The organism is Janthinobacterium sp. GW821-FHT03C08 (assembly GCF_059420905.1).
On record NZ_JBWKUP010000003.1, the window covers coordinates 73,212 to 92,889 of the forward strand.

At 63.7% G+C, this 19,678-nt stretch carries 21 protein-coding genes; 11 read left to right on the top strand and 10 right to left on the bottom strand.

Features of this window, described 5'->3' with window-relative positions; genetic code table 11:
• Positions 1-34: 34 nt before the first annotated feature.
• Entirely contained in the window at positions 35-1,414 is a 1,380-nt protein-coding gene (gene purB / locus AC07VL_RS04785; RefSeq protein WP_494804825.1) for an adenylosuccinate lyase, read from the bottom strand.
• 277 nt (positions 1,415-1,691) lie between these two features.
• Here purB and AC07VL_RS04790 point away from each other — a divergent pair, with 277 nt between their 5' ends.
• Positions 1,692-2,306, top strand: coding sequence for a glutathione S-transferase N-terminal domain-containing protein (locus AC07VL_RS04790; RefSeq protein ID WP_494804826.1), 615 nt, complete (start codon positions 1,692-1,694; stop codon positions 2,304-2,306).
• A gap of 179 nt (positions 2,307-2,485) precedes the next feature.
• Here AC07VL_RS04790 and bfr read toward each other — a convergent pair whose 3' ends face one another.
• A complete protein-coding gene (gene bfr, locus AC07VL_RS04795) occupies positions 2,486-2,962 on the bottom strand; it encodes a bacterioferritin (protein WP_092802915.1) in 477 nt (158 codons plus the stop codon).
• 420 nt (positions 2,963-3,382) lie between these two features.
• Between bfr and AC07VL_RS04800 the strand changes: the two genes are divergently transcribed.
• Positions 3,383-4,063, top strand: coding sequence for a Fe2+-dependent dioxygenase (locus AC07VL_RS04800; RefSeq protein ID WP_131373301.1), 681 nt, complete (start codon positions 3,383-3,385; stop codon positions 4,061-4,063).
• 259 nt (positions 4,064-4,322) lie between these two features.
• On the opposite strand, the gene AC07VL_RS04805 is transcribed toward AC07VL_RS04800, so the two are convergent.
• Both AC07VL_RS04805 and AC07VL_RS04810 read right to left on the bottom strand, forming a co-directional pair.
• Complete coding sequence (locus tag AC07VL_RS04805) at positions 4,323-5,024, bottom strand: energy transducer TonB (protein ID WP_494804827.1); 702 nt, start codon at positions 5,022-5,024, stop codon at positions 4,323-4,325.
• 17 nt (positions 5,025-5,041) lie between these two features.
• On the bottom strand, positions 5,042-5,257 hold the full coding sequence (locus AC07VL_RS04810; RefSeq protein WP_071075208.1) for a (2Fe-2S)-binding protein: 216 nt from the start codon (positions 5,255-5,257) through the stop codon (positions 5,042-5,044).
• Between the two features lie 406 nt (positions 5,258-5,663).
• On the opposite strand from AC07VL_RS04810, the gene AC07VL_RS04815 reads away from it, so the two are divergent.
• From AC07VL_RS04815 to AC07VL_RS04830, 4 genes are all read left to right on the top strand, one after another.
• Complete coding sequence (locus AC07VL_RS04815) at positions 5,664-5,948, top strand: FeoA family protein (protein ID WP_290599860.1); 285 nt, start codon at positions 5,664-5,666, stop codon at positions 5,946-5,948.
• 2 nt (positions 5,949-5,950) lie between these two features.
• Positions 5,951-7,852, top strand: a complete 1,902-nt coding sequence (feoB, locus tag AC07VL_RS04820; protein WP_494804828.1) for a ferrous iron transporter B — start codon at positions 5,951-5,953, stop codon at positions 7,850-7,852.
• 9 nt (positions 7,853-7,861) lie between these two features.
• On the top strand, positions 7,862-8,143 hold the full coding sequence (locus tag AC07VL_RS04825) for a hypothetical protein (RefSeq protein WP_290599863.1): 282 nt from the start codon (positions 7,862-7,864) through the stop codon (positions 8,141-8,143).
• Between the two features lie 64 nt (positions 8,144-8,207).
• Positions 8,208-8,369, top strand: a complete 162-nt coding sequence (locus AC07VL_RS04830; protein WP_494804829.1) for a hypothetical protein — start codon at positions 8,208-8,210, stop codon at positions 8,367-8,369.
• Positions 8,370-8,416: 47 nt separating this feature from the next.
• Here the strand turns inward: AC07VL_RS04830 and nagZ are convergent, their stop codons facing one another.
• The 4 genes from nagZ to AC07VL_RS04850 form a co-directional block, all read right to left on the bottom strand.
• Positions 8,417-9,958, bottom strand: coding sequence for a beta-N-acetylhexosaminidase (gene nagZ / locus AC07VL_RS04835; protein WP_494804830.1), 1,542 nt, complete (start codon positions 9,956-9,958; stop codon positions 8,417-8,419).
• 179 nt (positions 9,959-10,137) lie between these two features.
• Positions 10,138-11,748 carry an FMN-binding glutamate synthase family protein gene (locus tag AC07VL_RS04840; RefSeq protein WP_494804831.1) on the bottom strand — a complete coding sequence of 537 codons (1,611 nt, stop codon included), beginning with the start codon at positions 11,746-11,748 and terminating at the stop codon, positions 10,138-10,140.
• A gap of 223 nt (positions 11,749-11,971) precedes the next feature.
• Positions 11,972-12,982 carry a M48 family metallopeptidase gene (locus AC07VL_RS04845; RefSeq protein WP_494804832.1) on the bottom strand — a complete coding sequence of 337 codons (1,011 nt, stop codon included), beginning with the start codon at positions 12,980-12,982 and terminating at the stop codon, positions 11,972-11,974.
• A 1-nt stretch (position 12,983) separates the two neighbouring features.
• Positions 12,984-14,036, bottom strand: coding sequence for a YjgN family protein (locus AC07VL_RS04850; RefSeq protein ID WP_494804833.1), 1,053 nt, complete (start codon positions 14,034-14,036; stop codon positions 12,984-12,986).
• Between the two features lie 166 nt (positions 14,037-14,202).
• Here AC07VL_RS04850 and AC07VL_RS04855 point away from each other — a divergent pair, with 166 nt between their 5' ends.
• The 3 genes from AC07VL_RS04855 to AC07VL_RS04865 all read left to right on the top strand — a co-directional run bounded on the left by AC07VL_RS04855 (position 14,203) and on the right by AC07VL_RS04865 (position 16,171).
• Positions 14,203-14,874: a glutathione S-transferase gene (locus AC07VL_RS04855; protein WP_494804834.1), complete on the top strand. Its 672-nt coding sequence runs from the start codon at positions 14,203-14,205 to the stop codon at positions 14,872-14,874.
• Positions 14,875-14,944: 70 nt separating this feature from the next.
• Positions 14,945-15,718, top strand: a complete 774-nt coding sequence (locus AC07VL_RS04860; protein ID WP_494804835.1) for a 5'-3' exonuclease — start codon at positions 14,945-14,947, stop codon at positions 15,716-15,718.
• A gap of 45 nt (positions 15,719-15,763) precedes the next feature.
• The gene (locus tag AC07VL_RS04865) at positions 15,764-16,171 is read left to right on the top strand and encodes a response regulator (RefSeq protein ID WP_092803097.1); all 408 of its coding nucleotides are present in this window, start codon (positions 15,764-15,766) and stop codon (positions 16,169-16,171) included.
• Here AC07VL_RS04865 and mnmA read toward each other — a convergent pair.
• Both mnmA and AC07VL_RS04875 read right to left on the bottom strand, forming a co-directional pair.
• The gene (gene mnmA, locus AC07VL_RS04870) at positions 16,168-17,289 is read right to left on the bottom strand and encodes a tRNA 2-thiouridine(34) synthase MnmA (RefSeq protein ID WP_494804836.1); all 1,122 of its coding nucleotides are present in this window, start codon (positions 17,287-17,289) and stop codon (positions 16,168-16,170) included. The two genes, AC07VL_RS04865 and mnmA, sit on opposite strands and share 4 nt — an antisense overlap.
• A 41-nt stretch (positions 17,290-17,330) precedes the next feature.
• Entirely contained in the window at positions 17,331-17,810 is a 480-nt protein-coding gene (locus AC07VL_RS04875; protein ID WP_131373314.1) for an NUDIX hydrolase, read from the bottom strand.
• A gap of 412 nt (positions 17,811-18,222) precedes the next feature.
• Between AC07VL_RS04875 and AC07VL_RS04880 the strand changes: the two genes are divergently transcribed.
• Together AC07VL_RS04880 and AC07VL_RS04885 are read left to right on the top strand one after the other, a co-directional pair.
• On the top strand, positions 18,223-19,335 hold the full coding sequence (locus tag AC07VL_RS04880; RefSeq protein WP_494804837.1) for a Re/Si-specific NAD(P)(+) transhydrogenase subunit alpha: 1,113 nt from the start codon (positions 18,223-18,225) through the stop codon (positions 19,333-19,335).
• Between the two features lie 24 nt (positions 19,336-19,359).
• On the top strand, positions 19,360-19,674 hold the full coding sequence (locus AC07VL_RS04885) for an NAD(P) transhydrogenase subunit alpha part 2 (RefSeq protein WP_071321726.1): 315 nt from the start codon (positions 19,360-19,362) through the stop codon (positions 19,672-19,674).
• Positions 19,675-19,678 lie beyond the last annotated feature (4 nt).

Below are 19,678 nucleotides of genomic sequence, written 5' to 3' on the forward strand. Positions count from 1 at the left end.
GAGGGGATCTGCGGGATCCCGATGTGGAAACTGCTTAGATGGCTTTGGCCAGCTGCGCCGCGATACCGATGTAGTTCGCCGGCGTCATGGTCAGCAAGACATCCTTGGCGTCCTGCGGAATGGCCAGGCCGTTGACGAATTCCTGCAGCGCTTCCTTCGAGATGCCCTTGCCGCGCGTCAGCTCTTTCAGCTGCTCGTACGGATTTTCGATGCCATAGCGGCGCATCACGGTTTGTACGGGCTCGGCCAGGACTTCCCAGGTGGCGTCCAGGTCTTGCGCCAGGCGCGCGTGGTTCACTTCCAGCTTGTTCAGGCCGCGCAGGCAGCTGTCATACGCCAGCAGGGTGTAGCCCAGGCCCACGCCGATGTTGCGCAGCACGGTCGAGTCGGTCAAGTCGCGCTGCATGCGCGAGACGGGCAGTTTTTCCGACAGGTGTTTCAGCACGGCGTTGGCCAGGCCCAGGTTGCCTTCCGAGTTTTCGAAGTCGATCGGGTTGACCTTGTGCGGCATGGTCGACGAGCCGATTTCGCCCGCTTTCAGTTTCTGCTTGAAGTAGCCCAGCGAGACATACGTCCAGATGTCGCGGTTCAGGTCCAGCAGGATGGTGTTGGCGCGCGCGAAGGCGTCGAACAGCTCGGCCATGTAGTCGTGCGGCTCGATCTGGATGGTGTACGGATTGAAGACCAGGCCCAGGCGCTGTTCGATGACGGCCTGAGAGAACGCCGGCCAGTCGAAGCCCGGGTAGGCGGACAGGTGGGCGTTGTAATTGCCGACGGCGCCATTCATCTTGCCGAGGATTTCCACTTGCGCGATGCGTTTCACGGCGCGCTGCAGGCGGGCCACGACGTTGGCGAACTCCTTGCCCAGGGTGGTCGGGCTGGCCGTCTGGCCGTGCGTGCGCGACAGCATCGGCACGTCGGCATTGTCGTGCGCGATCTGCGTCAGCTTGGCCACCAGGCCGGTCAAGGCAGGTAGCATCACGCCGTCGCGGGCGGCCTTGAGCATCATGCCGTGCGAGGTGTTGTTGATGTCTTCCGAGGTGCAGGCGAAGTGGATGAATTCCGACGCCGCCACCAGTTCCGGCACGTCCGCGACCTGTTCCTTCAGCCAGTACTCGACGGCCTTGACGTCATGGTTGGTGACCGCTTCGATGGCCTTGATGCGGGCCGCGTCGGCTTCCGAGAAATCGGCCGCCATCTTGTCGAGCAGGGCGTTCGCTTCTGCCGAGAACGGCTTGATTTCCGCGAAACCGGCTTGCGACAGCGCTTGCAACCAGGAAATTTCCACTTTCACGCGGTGGTGCATGAAACCGGCTTCGGACAGGATCGGGCGCAGCAGGTCGGTCTTGCTGGCGTAGCGGCCATCGAGCGGAGACAGGGCCGACAGCGTGGAATACGGAGTAGTAGAAGTCATGAGAGCGGACGCAAGTTAAAGAAACGGTTGGCGCGTGGCGCGCGGGGAGGGCAGGGCTATTGCAATAAAGCAACACTGGCGGCGCCACAGTAAAGGGCGATTTTACCACCGCTGGCGCCCTGGCAGACGTGCGCCGGGCGCCGGCGCACCGCAATCGGGCCGAATCGGGCGCCGATGCGGCGTGCCTGCCACACTGCGGGGCGCACCGGGCGCGCGCTGCCAAATGCGGCTGCCGCCGATGCTATACTGGCCGCTGCTCCTTTACCTTAAAGTGTCTATGAAACTGATCGGTTCCCTCGCCAGCCCGTATGTCCGCAAAGCCCGCATCGTGCTGGCGGAAAAAAAGCTCGACTATGTCTTCGAGCTGGAAAACGTGTGGGTGCCGGAAACCCGCATCGCCCAGGCCAATCCGCTGGGCAAAGTGCCATGCCTGGTGATGGAGGATGGCAGCGCGCTCATCGACTCGCGCGTCATCGTCGAATACCTCGATACGCTCACGCCCGTGTGCAAGCTGCTGCCGGCCGGCGGCAATGGCCGCGAGCGGGCCGATATCAAGAACTGGGAAGCGCTGGCCGACGGCATCCTCGACGCGGGCGTGCTGGTGCGCCTGGAGCGCACGCAGCGTCCGCCCGAGCAGCAAAGCGCGGCCTGGATCGCGCGCCAGCTGGACAAGATCACCCTGGGCCTGGCGGCGCTGGAAGCGCGCCTGGGCGAGAGCGCCTATTGCGCCGGCAAGAACTACACCCTGGCCGACGTGGCCGTGGGCTGCGCCCTGGGCTGGCTCAGCTTCCGCTTCCCGGAAATCGACTGGCGCGCCGATCACCCCGCGCTGGCGCGCCTGTTCGACAAGCTGTCCGAGCGGCAATCGTTCAAGGATACCGTGCCGCAATAGGGCGCGGACGTAAAAAAACCGGCAGCTGCCGGTTTTTTTATTTCACCACCAAGGTGACGACGCCTGATAAAACCGTCGCGAGCGGAAGGAAGAGGTGGTCGAGAAGCGCAACCGTACTGGAGTACGGTGAGCATCGCAGGAAGCTTATGCCGACGCGCAGCAGGTTTTATCCGGTGTCATCACTCCTCAACAGCCATCTGGCTTTGCAGGTAGTTCTGGATGCCGACCTTGGCGATCAGGTCGATCTGCGTTTCCAGCCAGTCGATATGCTCTTCCGTGTCTTCCAGGATCATCAGGAACAGGTCGCGCGAGACGTAGTCGCCCGCTTTTTCGCAGGTGGCGATGCCTTCCTTGACGGTGGCGTGCGCGGCGCGTTCCAGTTTCAGATCGCATTCCAGCATTTCCGGCGTGTTCTCGCCGATCAGCAGCTTGTGCAGCGCTTGCAGGTTGGGCAGGCCGTCGAGCATCAGGATGCGGTCGATCAGCTTGTCGGCGTGTTTCATTTCGCCGATCGACTCTTCGTATTCCTTCTTGCCCAGCTTTTCCAGGCCCCAGTGCTTGTACATGCGTGCATGCAGGAAGTACTGGTTGATGGCGGACAATTCGTTGGTGAGCTGTGCGTTGAGCAAGCGGATGACTTCTTTATCGCCCTTCATGGGATTTCCTTTGTTCTGTCTTGCGTTCGATGATGAAACCGGTGGCTGCTGGCGGTCACTGCCGGGTGGCGAAGGGCTGCCTGGTGGCGCGCATATTGCCGGTCTCGCTATGCCCGCATGATAGCGCAGAATGTGGGCGATTTTTGCTGCGAAACGGCGTTTTTCCGTCTTTTTAACGTAAATATCGTGCGAATAAAACCCATTCTCAAGTAAATTTCCACCGTTCTCCGTTTTTTATTTGTCAAGGCAAATGGAGGCCATTCTCATTCGCGTTCATGCTATCTTTTTTGCATGTCCGGCTGGCCGGTGCGGCGATGCGGCAAAGGCGGAAATGTTTGCACCGTTCTTGCCTTTATGCATACTTGGCCGCTGGCGGCGATGCGATAATCCCAAGGGGAATTTATTACAAAGGATAGCAAGATGATGCTGCACATACCCGGCGTACTGACGCCGGAACAGGTCACGCACTTCCGCCAGCGCCTGGCGCAGACGGACTGGGTCGACGGGCGCGCCAGCGTGGGCGCGCAGGGCGCGCAGGTCAAGCGCAACCGCCAGCTGGCCGAAGGCTCGCCGCTGGCGCTGGAACTGGGCGAGATCGTCAGCCGCGCCCTGATGGCCAATCCGCTGTTTTTCTCGGCCGTGCTGCCGCTGCGCATCCTGCCGCCCTTCTTCAACAGCTACGCGGGCGGCGAACACTATGGCCTGCATATCGACGGCGCCATCCGCACGCCGAAAAACGGCATGCAGTCGATGCGCGCCGACGTCTCGTCAACCGTCTTCCTGAGCGAACCGGACGAGTACGAAGGCGGCGAGTTGGTGGTGGTCGATGCGTACGGCACGCATGAAGTGAAACTGCCGGCCGGCGACGTGATCGTGTATCCGTCGAGCAGCGTGCACCAGGTGCTGCCCGTCACCAGCGGCGAGCGCATCTGCTCTTTCCTGTGGACGCAGAGCATGGTGCGCGAAGACTGGAAGCGCAGCATGCTGTTTGAGCTGGATCAAAACATCCAGAGCGTGCGCGGCGAGCACGGCGATTCGCCGGCCACGGTGGGCTTGACGGGGCATTATCACAACCTGCTGCGGATGTGGGCGGAGATGTAGCGTAGAAAGGGGGCGGACCCTGCGGGACCAGGCGTCCCCGTCCGCCCCCAGTTTTTTCAGGGTGAAAAAGAGTGTACGGCTGTTTTGCATGCAGCTAACCCTGGACCTGCCCGCCCAAAAAAAAGTCTGCCTGGCCCGGGGATGTAGGCTGGCAGACTGAAACAAGCAAATCGCTTGACTAAAAACAGGGCGCAAAAAAGCAAGCAGGGCACGCGGTGCGATGCTTGCGGGCTGGCAGCGGCGCGCGGCCGCAGGAAGGCTAGCTCAGTTGGAAGGTCAGGGGAACCAGCACGTAGACGGGCACGGCCTTGCCGTTTTCGATCATGGGCTTGAACAGCGCGCGCTGCGCTGCCTGGCGGCCCGCTTCATCGAGGTTGCTGTAGCCCGTCGATTTGTGCACGAGGATCTGCTCGGGCAAGCCTTTTTCATTGATCAGGATGCGCAGCACCACGGTGCCGCTCTCGCCCAGGCGGCGCGACAGGTTCGGGTAGACCAGCTGCGGCGCCTTGATGTATTCCACGCTGCTGACGGTGCGCGGCGTGGACGGGGCCGGCGGCGATGGTGCCGGTGTGGCGGGCGCCGTCGGCGCGGCGGTGGCCACGGGCGCCGCTTCGGCGCGCGTCGGCTGCGGCGGCGTGATCGTCGGTTCGGTCGGCGCCACGGCGATCAGCGGCAGCGGCGGGATCACGGCGCGCGGCAGGGGGGCGCTCAGTTCCACGGTTTTCGGGATGGACGGCGCCGGCGGTTTTGGCGGCGCCGGCGGCGCGATGATGCTGATGGTGGTGATGGTCGGCATGGCGGCCGTGACGACACGGCTTAGCAAGCCACTCTGGATGGCGTAAAAGCCGGCGATATGCAGGACGACGATGGCCATCAGCGGCGCGAATTTGCTGCGCTTCTTGTCGAAATCGGCAAATGGTTGCACGGCCTGCACCGTTACGGGCGGGGGCATCATCGTCATGGCATTCATCACTTTCCTTAGTTTGTCAGCACAGCTCGCATCAATACGGTTTCTTGCAGCACCACGGTGGCGCTCAGGTGATCGTTCAGCACTTCCCGTGCGCAGGTATGGCATTTGCCGCAGCACGTGGCCACGCCCAGGTCGCGGCGCAGTTCGGCCATGCTGGACAGGCCAAGATCGACGGCTTGACGGATTTCACGATCAGATATGTTGTTGCAGACACATACAATCATTGATACACCTTCTGGCTGGATGATGAAAAGACACTAGTGCTACGAAGCATTGTTGCTAGTGTTTTAATGAGAATCATTATCATTGCGTTTCATTGTCGCGCAAAGCGCAGGACAATGCAAGCGATTTTGATGAAACGTGCGGCTGCAGGCGGGCGGCTGCGGGGGCCTCGTGATGTTGCGTAAACGCATGGCGCAGCCCTTGACAGGGGCGGCTCTCCGGGCCAAATAAAAACAATTCGCATTCATGTTTATAATGCTGGTATTGTCTCGGACGGTCGCCGTCTGGACATACTGAAAGGCCGCTTGTCGGTAATGCGCAACAGTTGCGTTTTACCTCACAACACCGGGGCGTGCGCCACGCGCAGCAGGCTGTCCCCCGTGTGCTTAATTTGAACGGAATTTGCTCATGACTCTAGTTCCACCCCTGATGACGCTCGATGCGCTGGCAGTCGGCCAGAGCGGCACGGTGTTGCATATCACGCCCCACACGGCAGGACAGACGGAGGACGGGGTCGACCTGGCCCGCCGGTTGATGGAGCTGGGATTCGTTCCCGGCGAACGCATCCGCATGCTCAAGCGCGGCCTGCCCGGTGGCGATCCGCTCGCCATCAAGGTCGGCAATGCCACGTTCGCACTGCGCCGCTTCGAAGCGGCGCTGATCACGATTCAACCGCTGATTCAACCGGAATAACCATGGGTGCTGTCGAAACTATCGTCGATGCGGGTGTGCACAAGCCGCCGCATCAGCCACAAATCGCCTTGCTGGGCAATCCGAACTGCGGCAAGACGGCCCTGTTCAACCGCTTGACGGGCGCGCGCCAGAAAGTGGCGAACTACGCCGGCGTGACCATCGAGCGCAAGGAAGGCCATTTCACCTCGCCGGGCGGCACGCCCGTGCGCCTGCTCGACCTGCCGGGCGCCTACAGCCTGTCGGCCACCACGCCCGATGAAGCCATCACGCGCGACGTGGTGGGCGGATTGCGCAAGGGCGACCCGCGTCCGGACGCCATCATCTGCGTCGTCGACGCCACCAACCTGCGCCTGAACCTGCGCCTGGTACTGGAAGTGCAGCGCCTGGGGCTGCCGATGCTGCTGGCGCTGAACATGACGGACGTGGCGCGCAAGCGCGGCATGCTGATCGACGCGGCCAGGCTGTCGCAGGAACTGGGCATGCCCGTGGTGGAAACCGTGGCGGTGCAGCACGACGGCGAAAAAGCCCTGCTGCGCGCCATCGACGCCATGCTGCCGCTGCCCGTCGTGGACGCCAAGCCGCTGGCGGCCATCGACGCCGTCAGCGTCGAAGAAACCCAGCGCGAAGTGCGCCGTATCCTGGCCGCCGCCAGCAATGACGCGGGCGACCGCGGCAACCTGACGGAAAAGATCGACGACGTGGTGCTGCACCCCGTCTTCGGCCCCCTCATCCTGGCGGTGCTGATGTTCCTCATCTTCCAGGCCGTGTTTGCCTGGGCCGCCACGCCGATGGAAATGATCACGGACGGCGTGGGCCACCTGGGCGCCGTGCTGACGGCGAACATGCCCGACGGCCACCTGAAAAGCCTGCTGGTGGAAGGCATCATCGGCGGCGTCGGCAGCGTGCTGGTGTTCCTGCCGCAGATCCTGATCCTGTTCTTCTTCATCCTCAGCCTGGAAGACTGCGGCTACCTGCCGCGCGCGGCCTTTTTGCTGGACCGCCTGATGGGCGGCGTGGGCCTGTCCGGCCGCGCCTTCATCCCGCTGCTGTCGAGCTTTGCCTGCGCCATTCCCGGCGTGATGGCGGCGCGCACCATCCAGAACCCGCGCGACCGCCTGGTCACCATCATGATCGCGCCGCTGATGACGTGCTCGGCACGCCTGCCCGTGTATGCGCTGATCATCGCCGCCTTCATTCCCGAGCGCCAGGTGTGGGGCTACCTGAGCCTGCAGGGCCTGGTGCTGTTCGTGCTGTATTTTGCCGGCATCGTCTCGGCCATGGCCGTGGCCTGGGTCATGAAGCGCAGCATGGGCGTGCGCGGCAACCAGCCGCTGCTGCTGGAGCTGCCCGCCTACCACTGGCCGCACCTGCGCAACCTGGCCGTCAGCCTGTGGGAGCGCGCGAAGATCTTCCTCACGCGCGTCGGTACCATCATCCTGAGCCTGATGATCATCCTGTGGTTCCTCAGCACCTTCCCCGGCGCGCCGGACAACGCCATCCACCCGCCGATCTACTACAGCCTGGCCGGCATCCTGGGCCGCGGCCTGGAAGTGATCTTCGCGCCCATCGGCTTCAACTGGCAGATCTGCATCGCGCTGGTGCCTGGCATGGCGGCGCGCGAAGTGGCCGTCGGCGCCTTGGGCACCGTGTATGCGCTGTCGCAGACGGGCGATGCGCTGGCCTCCACGCTGGAACCGCTGATCGCCCATTCGTGGTCGATGGCCACGGCGCTGTCCCTGCTGGCCTGGTATGTGTTCGCGCCGCAGTGCCTGTCGACCCTGTCCGTGGTGAAGCGCGAGACGGGCGGCTGGCGCTATCCGCTGCTGATGGCCGGCTACATGTTCGCGCTGGCGTACGCCGCCTCGTTCATCACTTACCGCGTCGCCCTGCTGTTCGGCGCCTAGGAGCACACCATGTGGCAAACCATCATCGTCGCCCTGATCGTCGCAGCCGCGCTGCTGCATTTCTCGACCAAGTACCTGCCGGCGGGCGTGCGCCGCGCCATCGTGCGGGGCCTCGTGCGCTGCGGCCTCGACGAGGCGAAGCTGTCGGCCTTTTTCAAGGTGGCGCCGGGCTGCGGCAGCGGCTGCGGCTCCTGCGGCTCCTGCGACAGCCCGCCGCCGCCGTCCGCCACGCCGCCCGCCGACGGCAGCAGCAAGCGCGTGATCCTGATGCAGGTGCAGCGCCAGGACTGATGTACGTCTGGCCACGGGCGCGCCTGTGGGCTACACTGGGCTTTCCGCATGGCAAGGAGTGGCAATGGCGATACTGTTGATCTTCATGTTCTTGTTTGCCGTCGCCACCTGGCTGCTGGCCAGCCGGCGCGGCCGCCACGGGGGACTCTGGTTCGGCATCGGCCTGCTCCTCGGGCCCTTTGCCTTGCTGGTGGTGGCGGCCCTGCCGCCCGTTACGCGGCCCTGAACGAAAAAAAACCCGCTGCTGCGGGTTTTTTTACGCCGGCACTGCGCTTAGGCCTTGCCGGCCAGTTTTTCCACCACCGGCGCCAGCGCGGCCGGGCGGCAGCCGAAGGCGGCCAGGCGGCCTTGCGCGTGCGGCGCCAGGTCCAGGTCATACGGCAGGCGTCCCGCCACCAGCCACAGTCTATCCTGCGGCAGGGCCTCGACCAGGCGGCGCTGGCCGTCGATGAACATGGCGTTATACGTTTGCAGCACGATCTGCTGCGCGCCTTGCGCAAAGGCGATGGCTTCGTTGACTTCGTCGTCCAGTGCTTCGGCCGACAGGGCATATTCGCGCACGTCCAGGCCCGCTTCGAGCAGCGCCGGCAGCATGGAGCTGCGCGCCTCCTTGTTGCGGCCCAGCGCCACTTCGTCGATTTCGCTGCGCGAACGCACTTCCACCGTCAGCAGGGTCACGGGCAGGCCCGCGTCCAGGGGGCGGTAGCCGCCCTGCACGCGCAAGGCGGCCTTTTGCAGCAGCTGCGACAGGGCCATGGCGGCCGGCTGCATCAGCGCCGGCGGGGCGACGGGACGTTCGCGCCAGTCGCGCACGGCGCGGTTGCGCTTGAGTTCAGCCACGCGGGCAAGGGCCGCGTCGATGCGCTCCATGGCGATCTCGCCGCTTTCCACGGCGGCGAGGACGGCGTCGATGGCGGCCGTCTGCTGCGCTTGGCGGTGCGAGATGAGGACGATGTCGGCGCCCGCCTGCAAGGTGGCGATGGCGCCCTTGGGAATGCCGATGCCGTCGGCGATGGCCGCCATTTCCAGGCAGTCGGTGATGACGACGCCCTGATAGCCCATCTCGCCGCGCAGCAGGTCCGTCAGCACGCCCTTCGATAGCGTGGCCGGCACGCTGGTGTCGGCCTCGAAGGCGGGGAAGACCACGTGCGCCGTCATGATGGCGTCGACGCCGCCGGCAATCGCCGCGCGGAACGGCGCCAGCTCCACGGCGCGCAGGCGTTCCTTGTCGTGCGGGACGAGGGCCATGGCGTAGTGCGTGTCGATGGCCGTGTCACCGTGGCCGGGGAAGTGCTTGGCCGTGACGGCCAGGCCGCTGGCGCGCTGGCCGCGCATGGCGGCCATGCCGTATTCGATGACGGTGGCGGCATCCTCGCCATAGGCGCGCACGCCGATGACGGGATTGTTGCGGTTGTTGTTCACGTCCAGCACGGGGGCGAGCAGCATGTTGATGCCGACCTGGCGCATCTCGTCGCCGCTGATCTGGTTCATGCGTTCGCAGTCGACCGGCGAACCGGCGGCCTGGAAGGCCATGGCGGCGGGAATCGGCGTGACGCCCTGCTCGATGCGCATCACCATGCCGCCTTCCTGGTCGATGGAGATGAGCAGCGGCGTGTCGGACACCTCCGCGTTGATTTCCTGCAGTTCGCGGCACAGGGCCGACACTTGCGCCGGCGTGTGCACATTGCGGCGGAACAGGATCACGCCGCCCACTTTCTTGTCGCGTATCAAGGTCTTGATATGCTCGTCCGCCTGCAGGGCGTCGAAGCCCACCATGAACAACTGTCCTACTTTCTCGCGCAAACCCTGCTCCATGCTGCAACTCCTCCGGTATTCATTCTGATGACGACAAGTCCGTATTCTGGCCCCGGGTGACGCATCTGGGCGAACACCGGAAACGCTGCCATATTTTGTGCTTATTTTGGTATTGTATTGGATTTGGATAATTGCGCAAGTGGTTATTAAGTGGTATTGCTCCGCTGGCGCAATGCCCGCTAATCCAGGCGCTTGAACGATGCCGATTGCGCCTTCGGCCAGTACAGGCCGAACACGGGCGGCAGCTGCGTCAGCTGGCTCGGGTCGAGCAGCTGGCCCGCTTCCAGGAAGGGCAGCAGGGCGGAAGCCAGTTTCACCTGGTTCGGCGAAATGCGCCGCACCAGGTGGTGCGGACGCAGCTCCTGCGGGTGTTCCAGGCCGGCGGCGGCGATCAGTTCGGCCAGCGCCTTCATGGTGTTCTGGTGGAAGTGCGCCACGCGGGCGATCTTGTCGTCCACCACCAGGGCACGCTGGCGCTGCGGGTCCTGCGTGGCCACGCCCGTGGGGCAGCGGTCCGTGTGGCAGCTTTGCGACTGGATGCAGCCGAGGGCGAACATGAAGCCGCGCGCCGAGTTGCACCAGTCGGCGCCCAGCGCCAGCAGGCGGGCGATGTCGAAGGCCGTGATGATCTTGCCCGAGCAGCCGATCTTGATCCGGTCGCGCAGGTTGGCGCCCACCAGGGTGTTATGCACCAGCACCAGCGCTTCCTGCAGTGGCGTGCCCACGTGGTCCGTGAATTCCACGGGCGCGGCACCCGTGCCCCCTTCGCTGCCGTCGACGACGATGAAGTCGGGCGTGATGCCCGTTTCCAGCATGGCCTTGACGATGGCGAAAAACTCCCAGGGGTGGCCGATGGCCAGCTTGAAGCCCGTCGGCTTGCCGCCCGAGAGATTGCGCAGGCGCTCGATAAAATGCAGCATTTCCAGGGGCGTGGAAAAGGCGCTGTGCGCCGCCGGCGAGACGCAATCCTCGCCCGCCATCACGCCGCGCGTGGTGGCGATCTCGATGGTCACTTTCGGGCCGGGCAGCACGCCGCCGTGGCCCGGCTTGGCGCCCTGCGACATCTTTAGCTCGATCATCTTGACCTGCCCGGAGCTGGCGTTGGCGACGAAGCGCTCTTCGGAGAACGTGCCGTCCTGGTTGCGGCAGCCGAAATAGCCCGAACCGATTTCCCATACCAGGTCGCCGCCGTTTTCGCGGTGGTAGGGGCTGATGCTGCCTTCGCCCGTGTCGTGCATGAAGCCGCCGCTGCGCGCGCCGCCGTTCAGGGCCAGGATGGCGTTGGCCGACAGGGCGCCAAAGCTCATCGCCGAGATGTTGAAGACGCTGGCGGAATACGGTTTTGCGCGCGGGCAGTCGGGATGGTTGCCGATCTCGATGCGGAAGTCGTGGCCCGTCACCTTGGCGGGGGCGATGGAGTGGTTGATCCATTCGTAGCCGGCCTGGTACATGTCGAGCTGGGTGCCGAACGGGCGCTTGTCCGTCTGCTCCTTGGCGCGCTGGTAGACGATGCTGCGCTGGCTGCGCGAGAACGGCGTCGCCTCCGTGTCGCTTTCCAGGAAATACTGGCGGATCTCGGGGCGGATGCTCTCAAAAAAGAAGCGGAAGTGGGCGAGGATGGGATAGTTGCGGCGCAGGGCGCGCTTCGTCTGCAGCATGTCGCTGATGCCCAGCAGGGTCAGCGCGCCGGCCAGCAGGGGCAACCAGTAGTGGTCGTAGTAAAACAGGGACAGGACAAAGATGGCGGCCGTCGCAATGAAGGTCAGGTAGCGAAATGGTACTAGGTGCATGGGCACTCCGGGGAAGTCAGACTGATACTGCTGAGTGTACCGGTGATTTGTGGATCTTGCTGAATGGGAAAGTGTGCGGTTGGAGCGACGCTATCCACGCATGCGACACCTGACAAAACCGTAGCGAGCGGCAGTGATTTGTGGCCGAGAAGCGCAACCGTACTTTAGTACGGTGAGCATCGCCGGCCGCAAAGCGCGACGCGCAGTAGGTTTGGTCAGGTGTTCACCGTTGTGCGGCGCGGATGCGTGCGATGCGTTCGGCGCTGGCCGGATGGCTCGACAGGTAGGGCGTGCCGTCGCCCAGCTTGCCCAGGGCGACAAACACCTGCGCCAGGTGTTCCAGCGCGATGCCGTTCTGGCGCAGCATGGCGATGGCATAGTCGTCCGCCTCGCGCTCGACGTCGCGCGAGTACTTCAGGTCCAGCAGCAGCGGCGGCAGGGTGGCCACCACGGTCGACACGTCGCCGAACAGCAGCGCCGCGCCGGCACCCACGGCCGAGGTCTGGATCAGGCGCCGCGTCAGGTGGCGCTGCTGCAAGTGGCCCAGTTCATGCGCCAGCACGCCCATGATGGCGTCGTCGTCCGGCATCAGCTGCACCATTTCATCGGTCAGCACGATGTCGCCGGACGGCAAGGCAAACGCGTTCGGGCCGATCTTGCTTTTGCGGAAAACGATGCGGTGTGCCGGGGCGCTGTCGCCGGGCGTGGCCAGGCGCGCGAAACGGGCGCGCAAGGCTTGCTGGCGGGCCGCATCGAGTTGACTTGGCGCAAACACGTGGCCATCGAGGAAGTCGAGCACGCCCTGGCCCAGCTGGCGCTCGACGGACTGGGGAATCGCATACGCGACCCCCTTCGCCACCACGGGCAGCAGGTATTGATAGCTGAGCCACAGGGCCAGCACGGTGGCCACTGTCGCCAGCAGGGCGCCGCGCCAGCTTTGCTGCAGGCGCACCACCCAGCCGTCGCGGTGGCCCGTGGCGTGCAGCAGGGCATTGAAGGCGGCCTGGTCGGCGATTTCCAGGTAGGCGCCGTCGGGAAAGCTGACCTTGCGCGCGGCGTGGCTGCTGCGTTCGGACACGTGCAGCTCGCCCAGGGGGCAGCTGCGCGCGATGTCGCCCGCCAGCACGGCCATGCCATCGCGCACGCTCAGGGTGACGTGGTACAGGCGCGAACTCTGGCCGTCGAAATAGCGGGCGGCCAGTGCCGGCGTGGCGTCAGGGTTGTCGCTCGGCATCTTACAGCGACAGGTCGAAGTCCAGCAGGTCGACCACGCCTTCGCCGGTGGCCGATACCTGCTCTCCGGTGGCCGCCACAAAGGCGTCCAGGCTGCCGTGTACCTGCATGGACGTCGCTTCCAGGCGGTATTTCAGCCAGCGCACGTGGGCAAACGGCGTAAACAGGCCCAGGGTGATGACCACGCCGACCAGGTTGGTCAGCATGACGAAGGTGGTGCGGCCCCACGTCAGCTGCGACTGGAACTGGTGCTGCTGCAGGCGCGTATGGTTCCAGATCAGGTTCTGGATCATGGTGAGGAACAGCGGCAGGACGATGAAGGTCCACGCATACAGGGCGGCCACGGCGCCGACGATGCTGCCGGCCTTGGTGACGTCGTTGGCATGGGTGGCAAACGCGGCGAAGACGCTGGCGAAGATGACGAAGATCAATACCAGGAAACCGGCCAGCAGCAGGGCGAAGAACAGCAGGTAGGTCTTGTAGAAGCTGCCGACGCTGGCGTCGAAGCTGAAGTTGCTGCTGCCGAAGCGGCTGTGCGTGTGCTGGAAGCGCTTCAGGCGCTGGTGCAGGAACGGCGTCATCAGGCCACCCGTGAAGGTATTCAGGATGGGCAGCCACAGGAAATACTTGTAGGCTTCCTTGGCGCTGCCGTCAAAGCCGAAGCGGATGCCCCGGTAGCTGGTGTTGTACAGCTTGAATTGCAGGCTTTTCCAGATCAGCCATGGCAGCACGGCCATCATCAGCACGAGCATGATCAGGCCGATGATGGGCGAGACCTGGAAGGCGATGTTGTAGCCGCCGATCAGCACCACGGCCGCGATGCGGCCCTTCAGGATGGCGATGGCATTGCCATGGTATTCGAAGCTGCTGCCAGCGAGGTGGGTGCTGGAATAGAAATAGCGATTGCGGCGCACCTTGGCCCAGGCCGAGTAAATGCCCAGGGTGATGATGCTCAGCAGCAGGTTGACGATCCAGATACGGAAGTATTCGCTGCCGGTGGCGCTGAAGGTGATGGCTTCGCGCCGGGAGCTGTTGTTGTTGACATCGACATCCACGGGGGAAATTCCTTACTTGTTGGAAACAAAACAAGATAAGGGATTACAGAAAAGTTATCAATTGAAACTACTGTTTTTCGCAATCTTTTCACGATTCCGCGTGTGTCGCCGCAATCGCGCCGCCCCGGCTATACTGGAACTCAACCATTGCTAAACGGGAACCGCCATGATCGTCGTCCACCATCTGAACAATTCGCGCTCGCAGCGCGTGCTCTGGCTGCTCGAGGAGCTGGGCCTGGAATACGAGGTCAAGCGCTACCAGCGCGACCCGAAAACCATGCTGGCGCCCGCCTCGCTGAAGGCCGTGCACCCGCTGGGCAAGTCGCCCGTGATCACGGACGGCGCCAATACGATCGCGGAATCGGGCGCCATCATCGACTACCTGGTCGAGCGCTACGGCAATGGCCGCCTGGTGCCGGCGGTGGGTACGCCGGAAAAATTGCGCTGGACCTACTGGCTCCACTTCGCGGAAGGCTCGGCCATGCCGCCATTGCTGCTGAAACTGGTGTTCGACAAGGTCGAATCGTCGCCGATGCCGTTCTTCGTGAAGCCGATCGCGCGCGGCATCGCCAGCAAGGTGAAAAGCAGCTTCATCCTGCCGAATATCAGCAACCAGCTGGCCTATATGGAAGCGGAACTGGAGCAAACCAAATGGTTTGCCGGCAACGAGTTCACGGCGGCCGACATCCAGATGAGCTTTCCGCTGGAAGCGGCCGCCTCGCGCGGCGGCCTCGACGCGCGCCTGCCGAAGCTGACGGCCTTCCTGCAGCGCATCCACGCGCGCCCGGCCTACCAGCGCGCGCTCGAACGTGGCGGGCCCTACGATTTCGCCAAATAAGGGGCGGCAAGGCCAATGTGCGGGGAACCATACGGTAAAATGCCCGATTCAACCAGTATCCACTTACCGCATGGCCAGACTCCTCGCTATCGACGGCTTGAATATCGTACGCCGCGTCTACGAAGCCAGTCCTGAACCCGATTCCGACCTGAAGGCGGAGATCGCGCTGCGCCACGCGCTGTCGTCGTTCCGCACGCTCATCAACGACCACGAGCCGACGCACATCCTGCCCGCCTTCGACTTTGGCGGCCCCACCTGGCGCCATGCCCTGTATGCGGGCTACCGCGAGGGGCGCCAGCCCATGCCGCAGGTGCTGCGCGATGCCTTGCCCGGCTTTTACCAGACCCTGGCCAGCTTCGGCATGCACGTGGTGAGTATTCCCGAGGTGGAGGCCGATGACGTGATCGGCACGGCCGTCATGCGCTGGCTGCACGAGGGGCGCGGCGCGGCCGTCATCGCCACCACGGACAAGGACTTGCACGGCCTGATCGCCCACGGCGCGTTGGTCTGGGACCATTTCAAGGGGATCTGGCACGACCATGCCTGGGTCGAGAAAAAGTTCGGCGTGCCGCCGGAACTGCTGCCCGACCTGCTGGCGCTGATGGGTGACGTTACGGACAGCATCCCCGGCGTGTCGAAGATCGGCCTGAAGACGGGGGCGAAACTGTTGCGCGCCTACGGCAATATCGACGCCGTGATGGCAGGCGCGGGCATTTTGCCCGGTGCGCTGGGGGAAAGCCTGCGAAAAGAGCGGGAAATACTGTATCTTTCAAGAAAGTTAGTGGCGCTGAAAACCGACGTGACCCTGGGCGTCACCTGGAACAAGCTGGTCTGGGAGAAGTGACTCCTGGCGCAAGACAAGAACAATCAAGCAAGGGAAGTAATCATGATGTTAAAGGCAGTCCTGATCGATAGCAGCGCCGTGGCGCGCGGCCTGCTGAACACGGTCCTGACCGATGGCGGCTACGATGTCTGCGGCCAGACGCATACCAGCGCGCTGGGGCTGGCGCTGCTGGTCAAGCACCGGCCGCATTTCGTGTGTATCGCGCGCGAGCAGGTGGAAGATGGCACGAACGTGGTGCAAACCATCCGCGAGCAGTATCCGAAGACGCTGATCTTCATGATCTCGGGCGGCATCGACGCCGCCTCGCTGCAGGCGGCGCATGCCATGGGCGTATCGGGCTTCATCGTGAAACCCTTCATGGCCGACACGGTGCTGAAAACCGTGCGCAACACGGTGATTGCCATGGTGCGCAAGCAGCAGGCCCTGGCCGCCGCTGCGCAGGGCAACTCCTAGGCGCCGCTCAGGCCTGTGGCGCTGGCGATGATGCCGCCGCCCAGGCAGACGTCGCCGTCGTACAGCACGGCCGACTGGCCCGGCGTGACGGCCCATTGCGCCTGGTCAAACGCCAGGCTGAAGTGTTCATTCCCGTCCGGCAGCAACTGGCACGCCACGTCGGCCTGGCGGTAGCGCGTCTTGGCGGACAAGGCCCCCGCCTGCGGCGCCACGCCCGCGATCCAGCTGGCCTGGTCGGCCGTCAAGGATGGCGACAGCAGCCACGGATGGTCGTGGCCCTGCACCACGTACAGGGTGTTGTTGGCGATATCCTTGCGCGCCACGTACCAGGCGTCGCTGCTGCCGTCCGCGTTCTGGTAGGACTTCACGCCGCCGATGCCGATGCCCTTGCGCTGGCCCAGGGTATAGAAACTCAGTCCCACGTGCTCGCCCACGGTCTTGCCGTCGGCCGTCTTCATGGGGCCCGGCTTGTACGACAGGTAGCGGTTCAGGAATTCGCGGAAAGGACGCTCGCCGATGAAGCAGATGCCCGTCGAATCCTTTTTCTGCGCGTTCGGCAGGGCCAGCTTTTCGGCGATCTGGCGCACCTGCGTCTTCGGGATTTCACCGAGCGGGAACAGGGTCTTGGACAACTGCGCCTGGTTCAGGCGGTGCAGGAAGTAGCTCTGGTCCTTGCTGGCGTCGACGGCTTTGAGCAGCTCGAAGCGGCCCGCGTCCGTCGGCGCCTGGCGCACGCGCGCATAGTGGCCCGTGGCGATCAGGTCGGCGCCCAGGGTCATGGCGTGGTCGAGGAAGGCCTTGAACTTGATTTCGGCATTGCACAGCACGTCCGGATTCGGCGTGCGGCCGGCCTGGTATTCGCGCAGGAAGTCGGCGAAGACGCGGTCCTTGTATTCGGAGGCGAAATTGACGGCCTCGATGTCGACGCCGATGACGTCGGCCACGCTGGCCGCGTCGATCCAGTCCTGGCGCGTGGAGCAGTATTCCGAATCGTCGTCGTCTTCCCAGTTTTTCATGAACAGGCCGATGACTTCGTAGCCCTGTTCCTTCAGCATCCATGCCGCGACCGAGGAATCGACCCCGCCCGACATGCCGATAACGACTTTCTTCTTGCTCATCTTGCTTTCCAGTTACTTTAATAATATGGCAATGCGTGTTGCTATGCGCTGTTAAAAACGGACGCATGCGTGTGTAGCAGGGCCAGCGGCGCGCGCCGGCCGGCCAGGTATTCGTCCACGCACTGCAGCACCAGGGGGCTGCGGTGGCGTTCCTGGCACGCCGCCAGCTCGTCGCGCGTCATCCACAGGGTGCGCAGGATGCCTTCGTCCAGCGGGCGGTCATGCTCGGCGCCGGCCGTGCCGCAAAAGGTGAAGCGCAGATAGGTCACGTCCTCGCCCGTGCGCAGCGACTGGTAGCGCGACATGTACATGCCCACCAGTGCAGTGGGGATGAAATCGTAGGCCGCTTCTTCCAGCGTTTCGCGGATCACCGCCTGTTCCAGCGACTCGAACGGGTCGAGATGGCCGGCCGGTTGATTGATCTTGATGCCTTCGCTGGTCTCTTCTTCAATCAGTAAAAACAGGCCATCGCGTTCGACGATGGCAGCAACGGTGACAGAGGGTTTCCAGATTCGCGGCATGATTCCATCCTTGAAAGAGCCGACATTTTATCTTGTTCTGCGCGCGCGGTTTGAACGCGGCGTTCTGTTGCGCGGACATATTGATAAATGACAACGTTTTAGCAAATAGCGGGGGGAGGTACTTACGTCTTTCCCGGGGCGCGCACTAGCATGGGGGCTGTGGCGGCAAGATGGCAGGAAGCGCCCGCTAATATAGGCTTTCCCCGTAGTCAAAACAAGCGCGCACGTTTCCTGCTGTGTGGTGAAATTGACACACCTTTCCCACAATATGGTCGCGATACCGCATGGCGGAACGGGGAATGGTATTACGTAGAAATTAGTGTCGTACAACTAAAAGTTGCTGGTTCACAAACGTTTAACGCGCTGCTTTCCGTGTTAGATTCTAGTCAGTTTATCAATTAGCGGAGGCATCATGAGGATAGGCATACCGGCCGAATCGCGGCCCGGTGAGACCCGGGTGGCAGCGACGCCCGAGACAGTCAAGAAACTGGCAGCCAAGCATCAGGTCATCGTGCAGGCGGGGGCGGGCGTGCAGGCGTCGATCCCCGACGACGCGTATGCCGCCGCCGGCGCCCAGATCGGCACGGCCGCCGAAGCCTACGGCTGCGCCATCGTGCTGAAGGTGCGCGCGCCCGATGCGCAGGAACGGGCCCTGATGGCCAGCGGCACGGTCTTGATCGGCATGCTGAACCCGTTCGACGGGGACAATATCGCCGCCATGGCCGGCGCCGGGCTGTCCGCCTTCGCCCTGGAAGCCGTGCCGCGCATCACGCGCGCACAGTCGATGGACGTGCTGTCGTCGCAGGCGAACATCGCCGGCTACAAGGCCGTGCTGGTGGCGGCCAATACCTACCAGCGCTTCATGCCCATGCTGATGACGGCGGCCGGCACCGTGAAGGCGGCCCGCGTGCTGATCATGGGCGTCGGCGTGGCAGGGCTGCAGGCGATCGCCACGGCCAAGCGCCTGGGCGCCGTCATCGAGGCGTCCGACGTGCGCCCCCCCGTCAAGGAGCAAGTCGAATCGCTGGGCGCCAAGTTCCTCGACGTGCCGTTCCTGACCGACGAGGAAAAAGAGATCGCCAAGGGTTCGGGCGGCTATGCGCGGGCCATGCCGGCCGACTGGATGCGCCGCCAGGCGGAACTGGTGCATGAACGGGCAAAACAAGCCGACATCATCATCACCACCGCCCTGATTCCCGGCCGCGCCGCGCCCGTGCTCATTTCTGAAGAAACGGTAAAAGCCATGAAGCCCGGCTCCGTCATCGTCGACCTTGCCGTGGAGCAGGGCGGCAACTGCCCCTTGTCCGAGCTGGGCAAGACGGTGGTGAAGCACGGCGTCTACATCGTGGGCGAGCCGAACCTGGCGACCCTGGTGGCGGCCGACGCCTCGGCGCTGTATGCGCGCAACGTGCTGGACTTTTTAAAGCTCATCATCGACAAGGACGACCAGTTGCTGATCGACCGCGAGGATGAAATCATCAAGGCCAGCCTGGTCTGCGCGGACAGCGCGATCTTACGTCAATAATGTAGCGCCGGAGAGCACAACATCATGGAAATCAGTCACACCATCACCAACCTGATCATCTTCGTGCTGGCCATTTATGTCGGCTACCACGTCGTCTGGACCGTCACGCCGGCGCTGCACACGCCGCTGATGGCCGTCACGAATGCCATTTCCGCCATCATCATCGTCGGCGCCATGCTGGCGGCCGGCCTGACGGATGGCCCGCTGGCGCAGGCCGCCGGCACCCTGGCCGTGGCCCTGGCCGCCGTCAACGTGTTCGGCGGCTTCCTCGTCACGCAGCGCATGCTCGAGATGTTCCGTAAGAAAGAACCGAAGGCCAAGCAAGGAGCGAAAGAATGAGTCA

Bases quoted from the DNA above. Each gene is read 5' to 3' on its own strand.
- purB (WP_494804825.1), bottom strand. From the start codon at position 1,414: ATGACTTCTACTACTCCGTATTCCACGCTGTCGGCCCTGTCTCCGCTC.
- AC07VL_RS04790 (WP_494804826.1), top strand. From the start codon at position 1,692: ATGAAACTGATCGGTTCCCTCGCCAGCCCGTATGTCCGCAAAGCCCGC.
- bfr (WP_092802915.1), bottom strand. From the start codon at position 2,962: ATGAAGGGCGATAAAGAAGTCATCCGCTTGCTCAACGCACAGCTCACC.
- AC07VL_RS04800 (WP_131373301.1), top strand. From the start codon at position 3,383: ATGATGCTGCACATACCCGGCGTACTGACGCCGGAACAGGTCACGCAC.
- AC07VL_RS04805 (WP_494804827.1), bottom strand. From the start codon at position 5,024: ATGACGATGATGCCCCCGCCCGTAACGGTGCAGGCCGTGCAACCATTT.
- AC07VL_RS04810 (WP_071075208.1), bottom strand. From the start codon at position 5,257: ATGATTGTATGTGTCTGCAACAACATATCTGATCGTGAAATCCGTCAA.
- AC07VL_RS04815 (WP_290599860.1), top strand. From the start codon at position 5,664: ATGACTCTAGTTCCACCCCTGATGACGCTCGATGCGCTGGCAGTCGGC.
- feoB (WP_494804828.1), top strand. From the start codon at position 5,951: ATGGGTGCTGTCGAAACTATCGTCGATGCGGGTGTGCACAAGCCGCCG.
- AC07VL_RS04825 (WP_290599863.1), top strand. From the start codon at position 7,862: ATGTGGCAAACCATCATCGTCGCCCTGATCGTCGCAGCCGCGCTGCTG.
- AC07VL_RS04830 (WP_494804829.1), top strand. From the start codon at position 8,208: ATGGCGATACTGTTGATCTTCATGTTCTTGTTTGCCGTCGCCACCTGG.
- nagZ (WP_494804830.1), bottom strand. From the start codon at position 9,958: ATGGAGCAGGGTTTGCGCGAGAAAGTAGGACAGTTGTTCATGGTGGGC.
- AC07VL_RS04840 (WP_494804831.1), bottom strand. From the start codon at position 11,748: ATGCACCTAGTACCATTTCGCTACCTGACCTTCATTGCGACGGCCGCC.
- AC07VL_RS04845 (WP_494804832.1), bottom strand. From the start codon at position 12,982: ATGCCGAGCGACAACCCTGACGCCACGCCGGCACTGGCCGCCCGCTAT.
- AC07VL_RS04855 (WP_494804834.1), top strand. From the start codon at position 14,203: ATGATCGTCGTCCACCATCTGAACAATTCGCGCTCGCAGCGCGTGCTC.
- AC07VL_RS04860 (WP_494804835.1), top strand. From the start codon at position 14,945: ATGGCCAGACTCCTCGCTATCGACGGCTTGAATATCGTACGCCGCGTC.
- AC07VL_RS04865 (WP_092803097.1), top strand. From the start codon at position 15,764: ATGTTAAAGGCAGTCCTGATCGATAGCAGCGCCGTGGCGCGCGGCCTG.
- mnmA (WP_494804836.1), bottom strand. From the start codon at position 17,289: ATGAGCAAGAAGAAAGTCGTTATCGGCATGTCGGGCGGGGTCGATTCC.
- AC07VL_RS04875 (WP_131373314.1), bottom strand. From the start codon at position 17,810: ATGCCGCGAATCTGGAAACCCTCTGTCACCGTTGCTGCCATCGTCGAA.
- AC07VL_RS04880 (WP_494804837.1), top strand. From the start codon at position 18,223: ATGAGGATAGGCATACCGGCCGAATCGCGGCCCGGTGAGACCCGGGTG.
- AC07VL_RS04885 (WP_071321726.1), top strand. From the start codon at position 19,360: ATGGAAATCAGTCACACCATCACCAACCTGATCATCTTCGTGCTGGCC.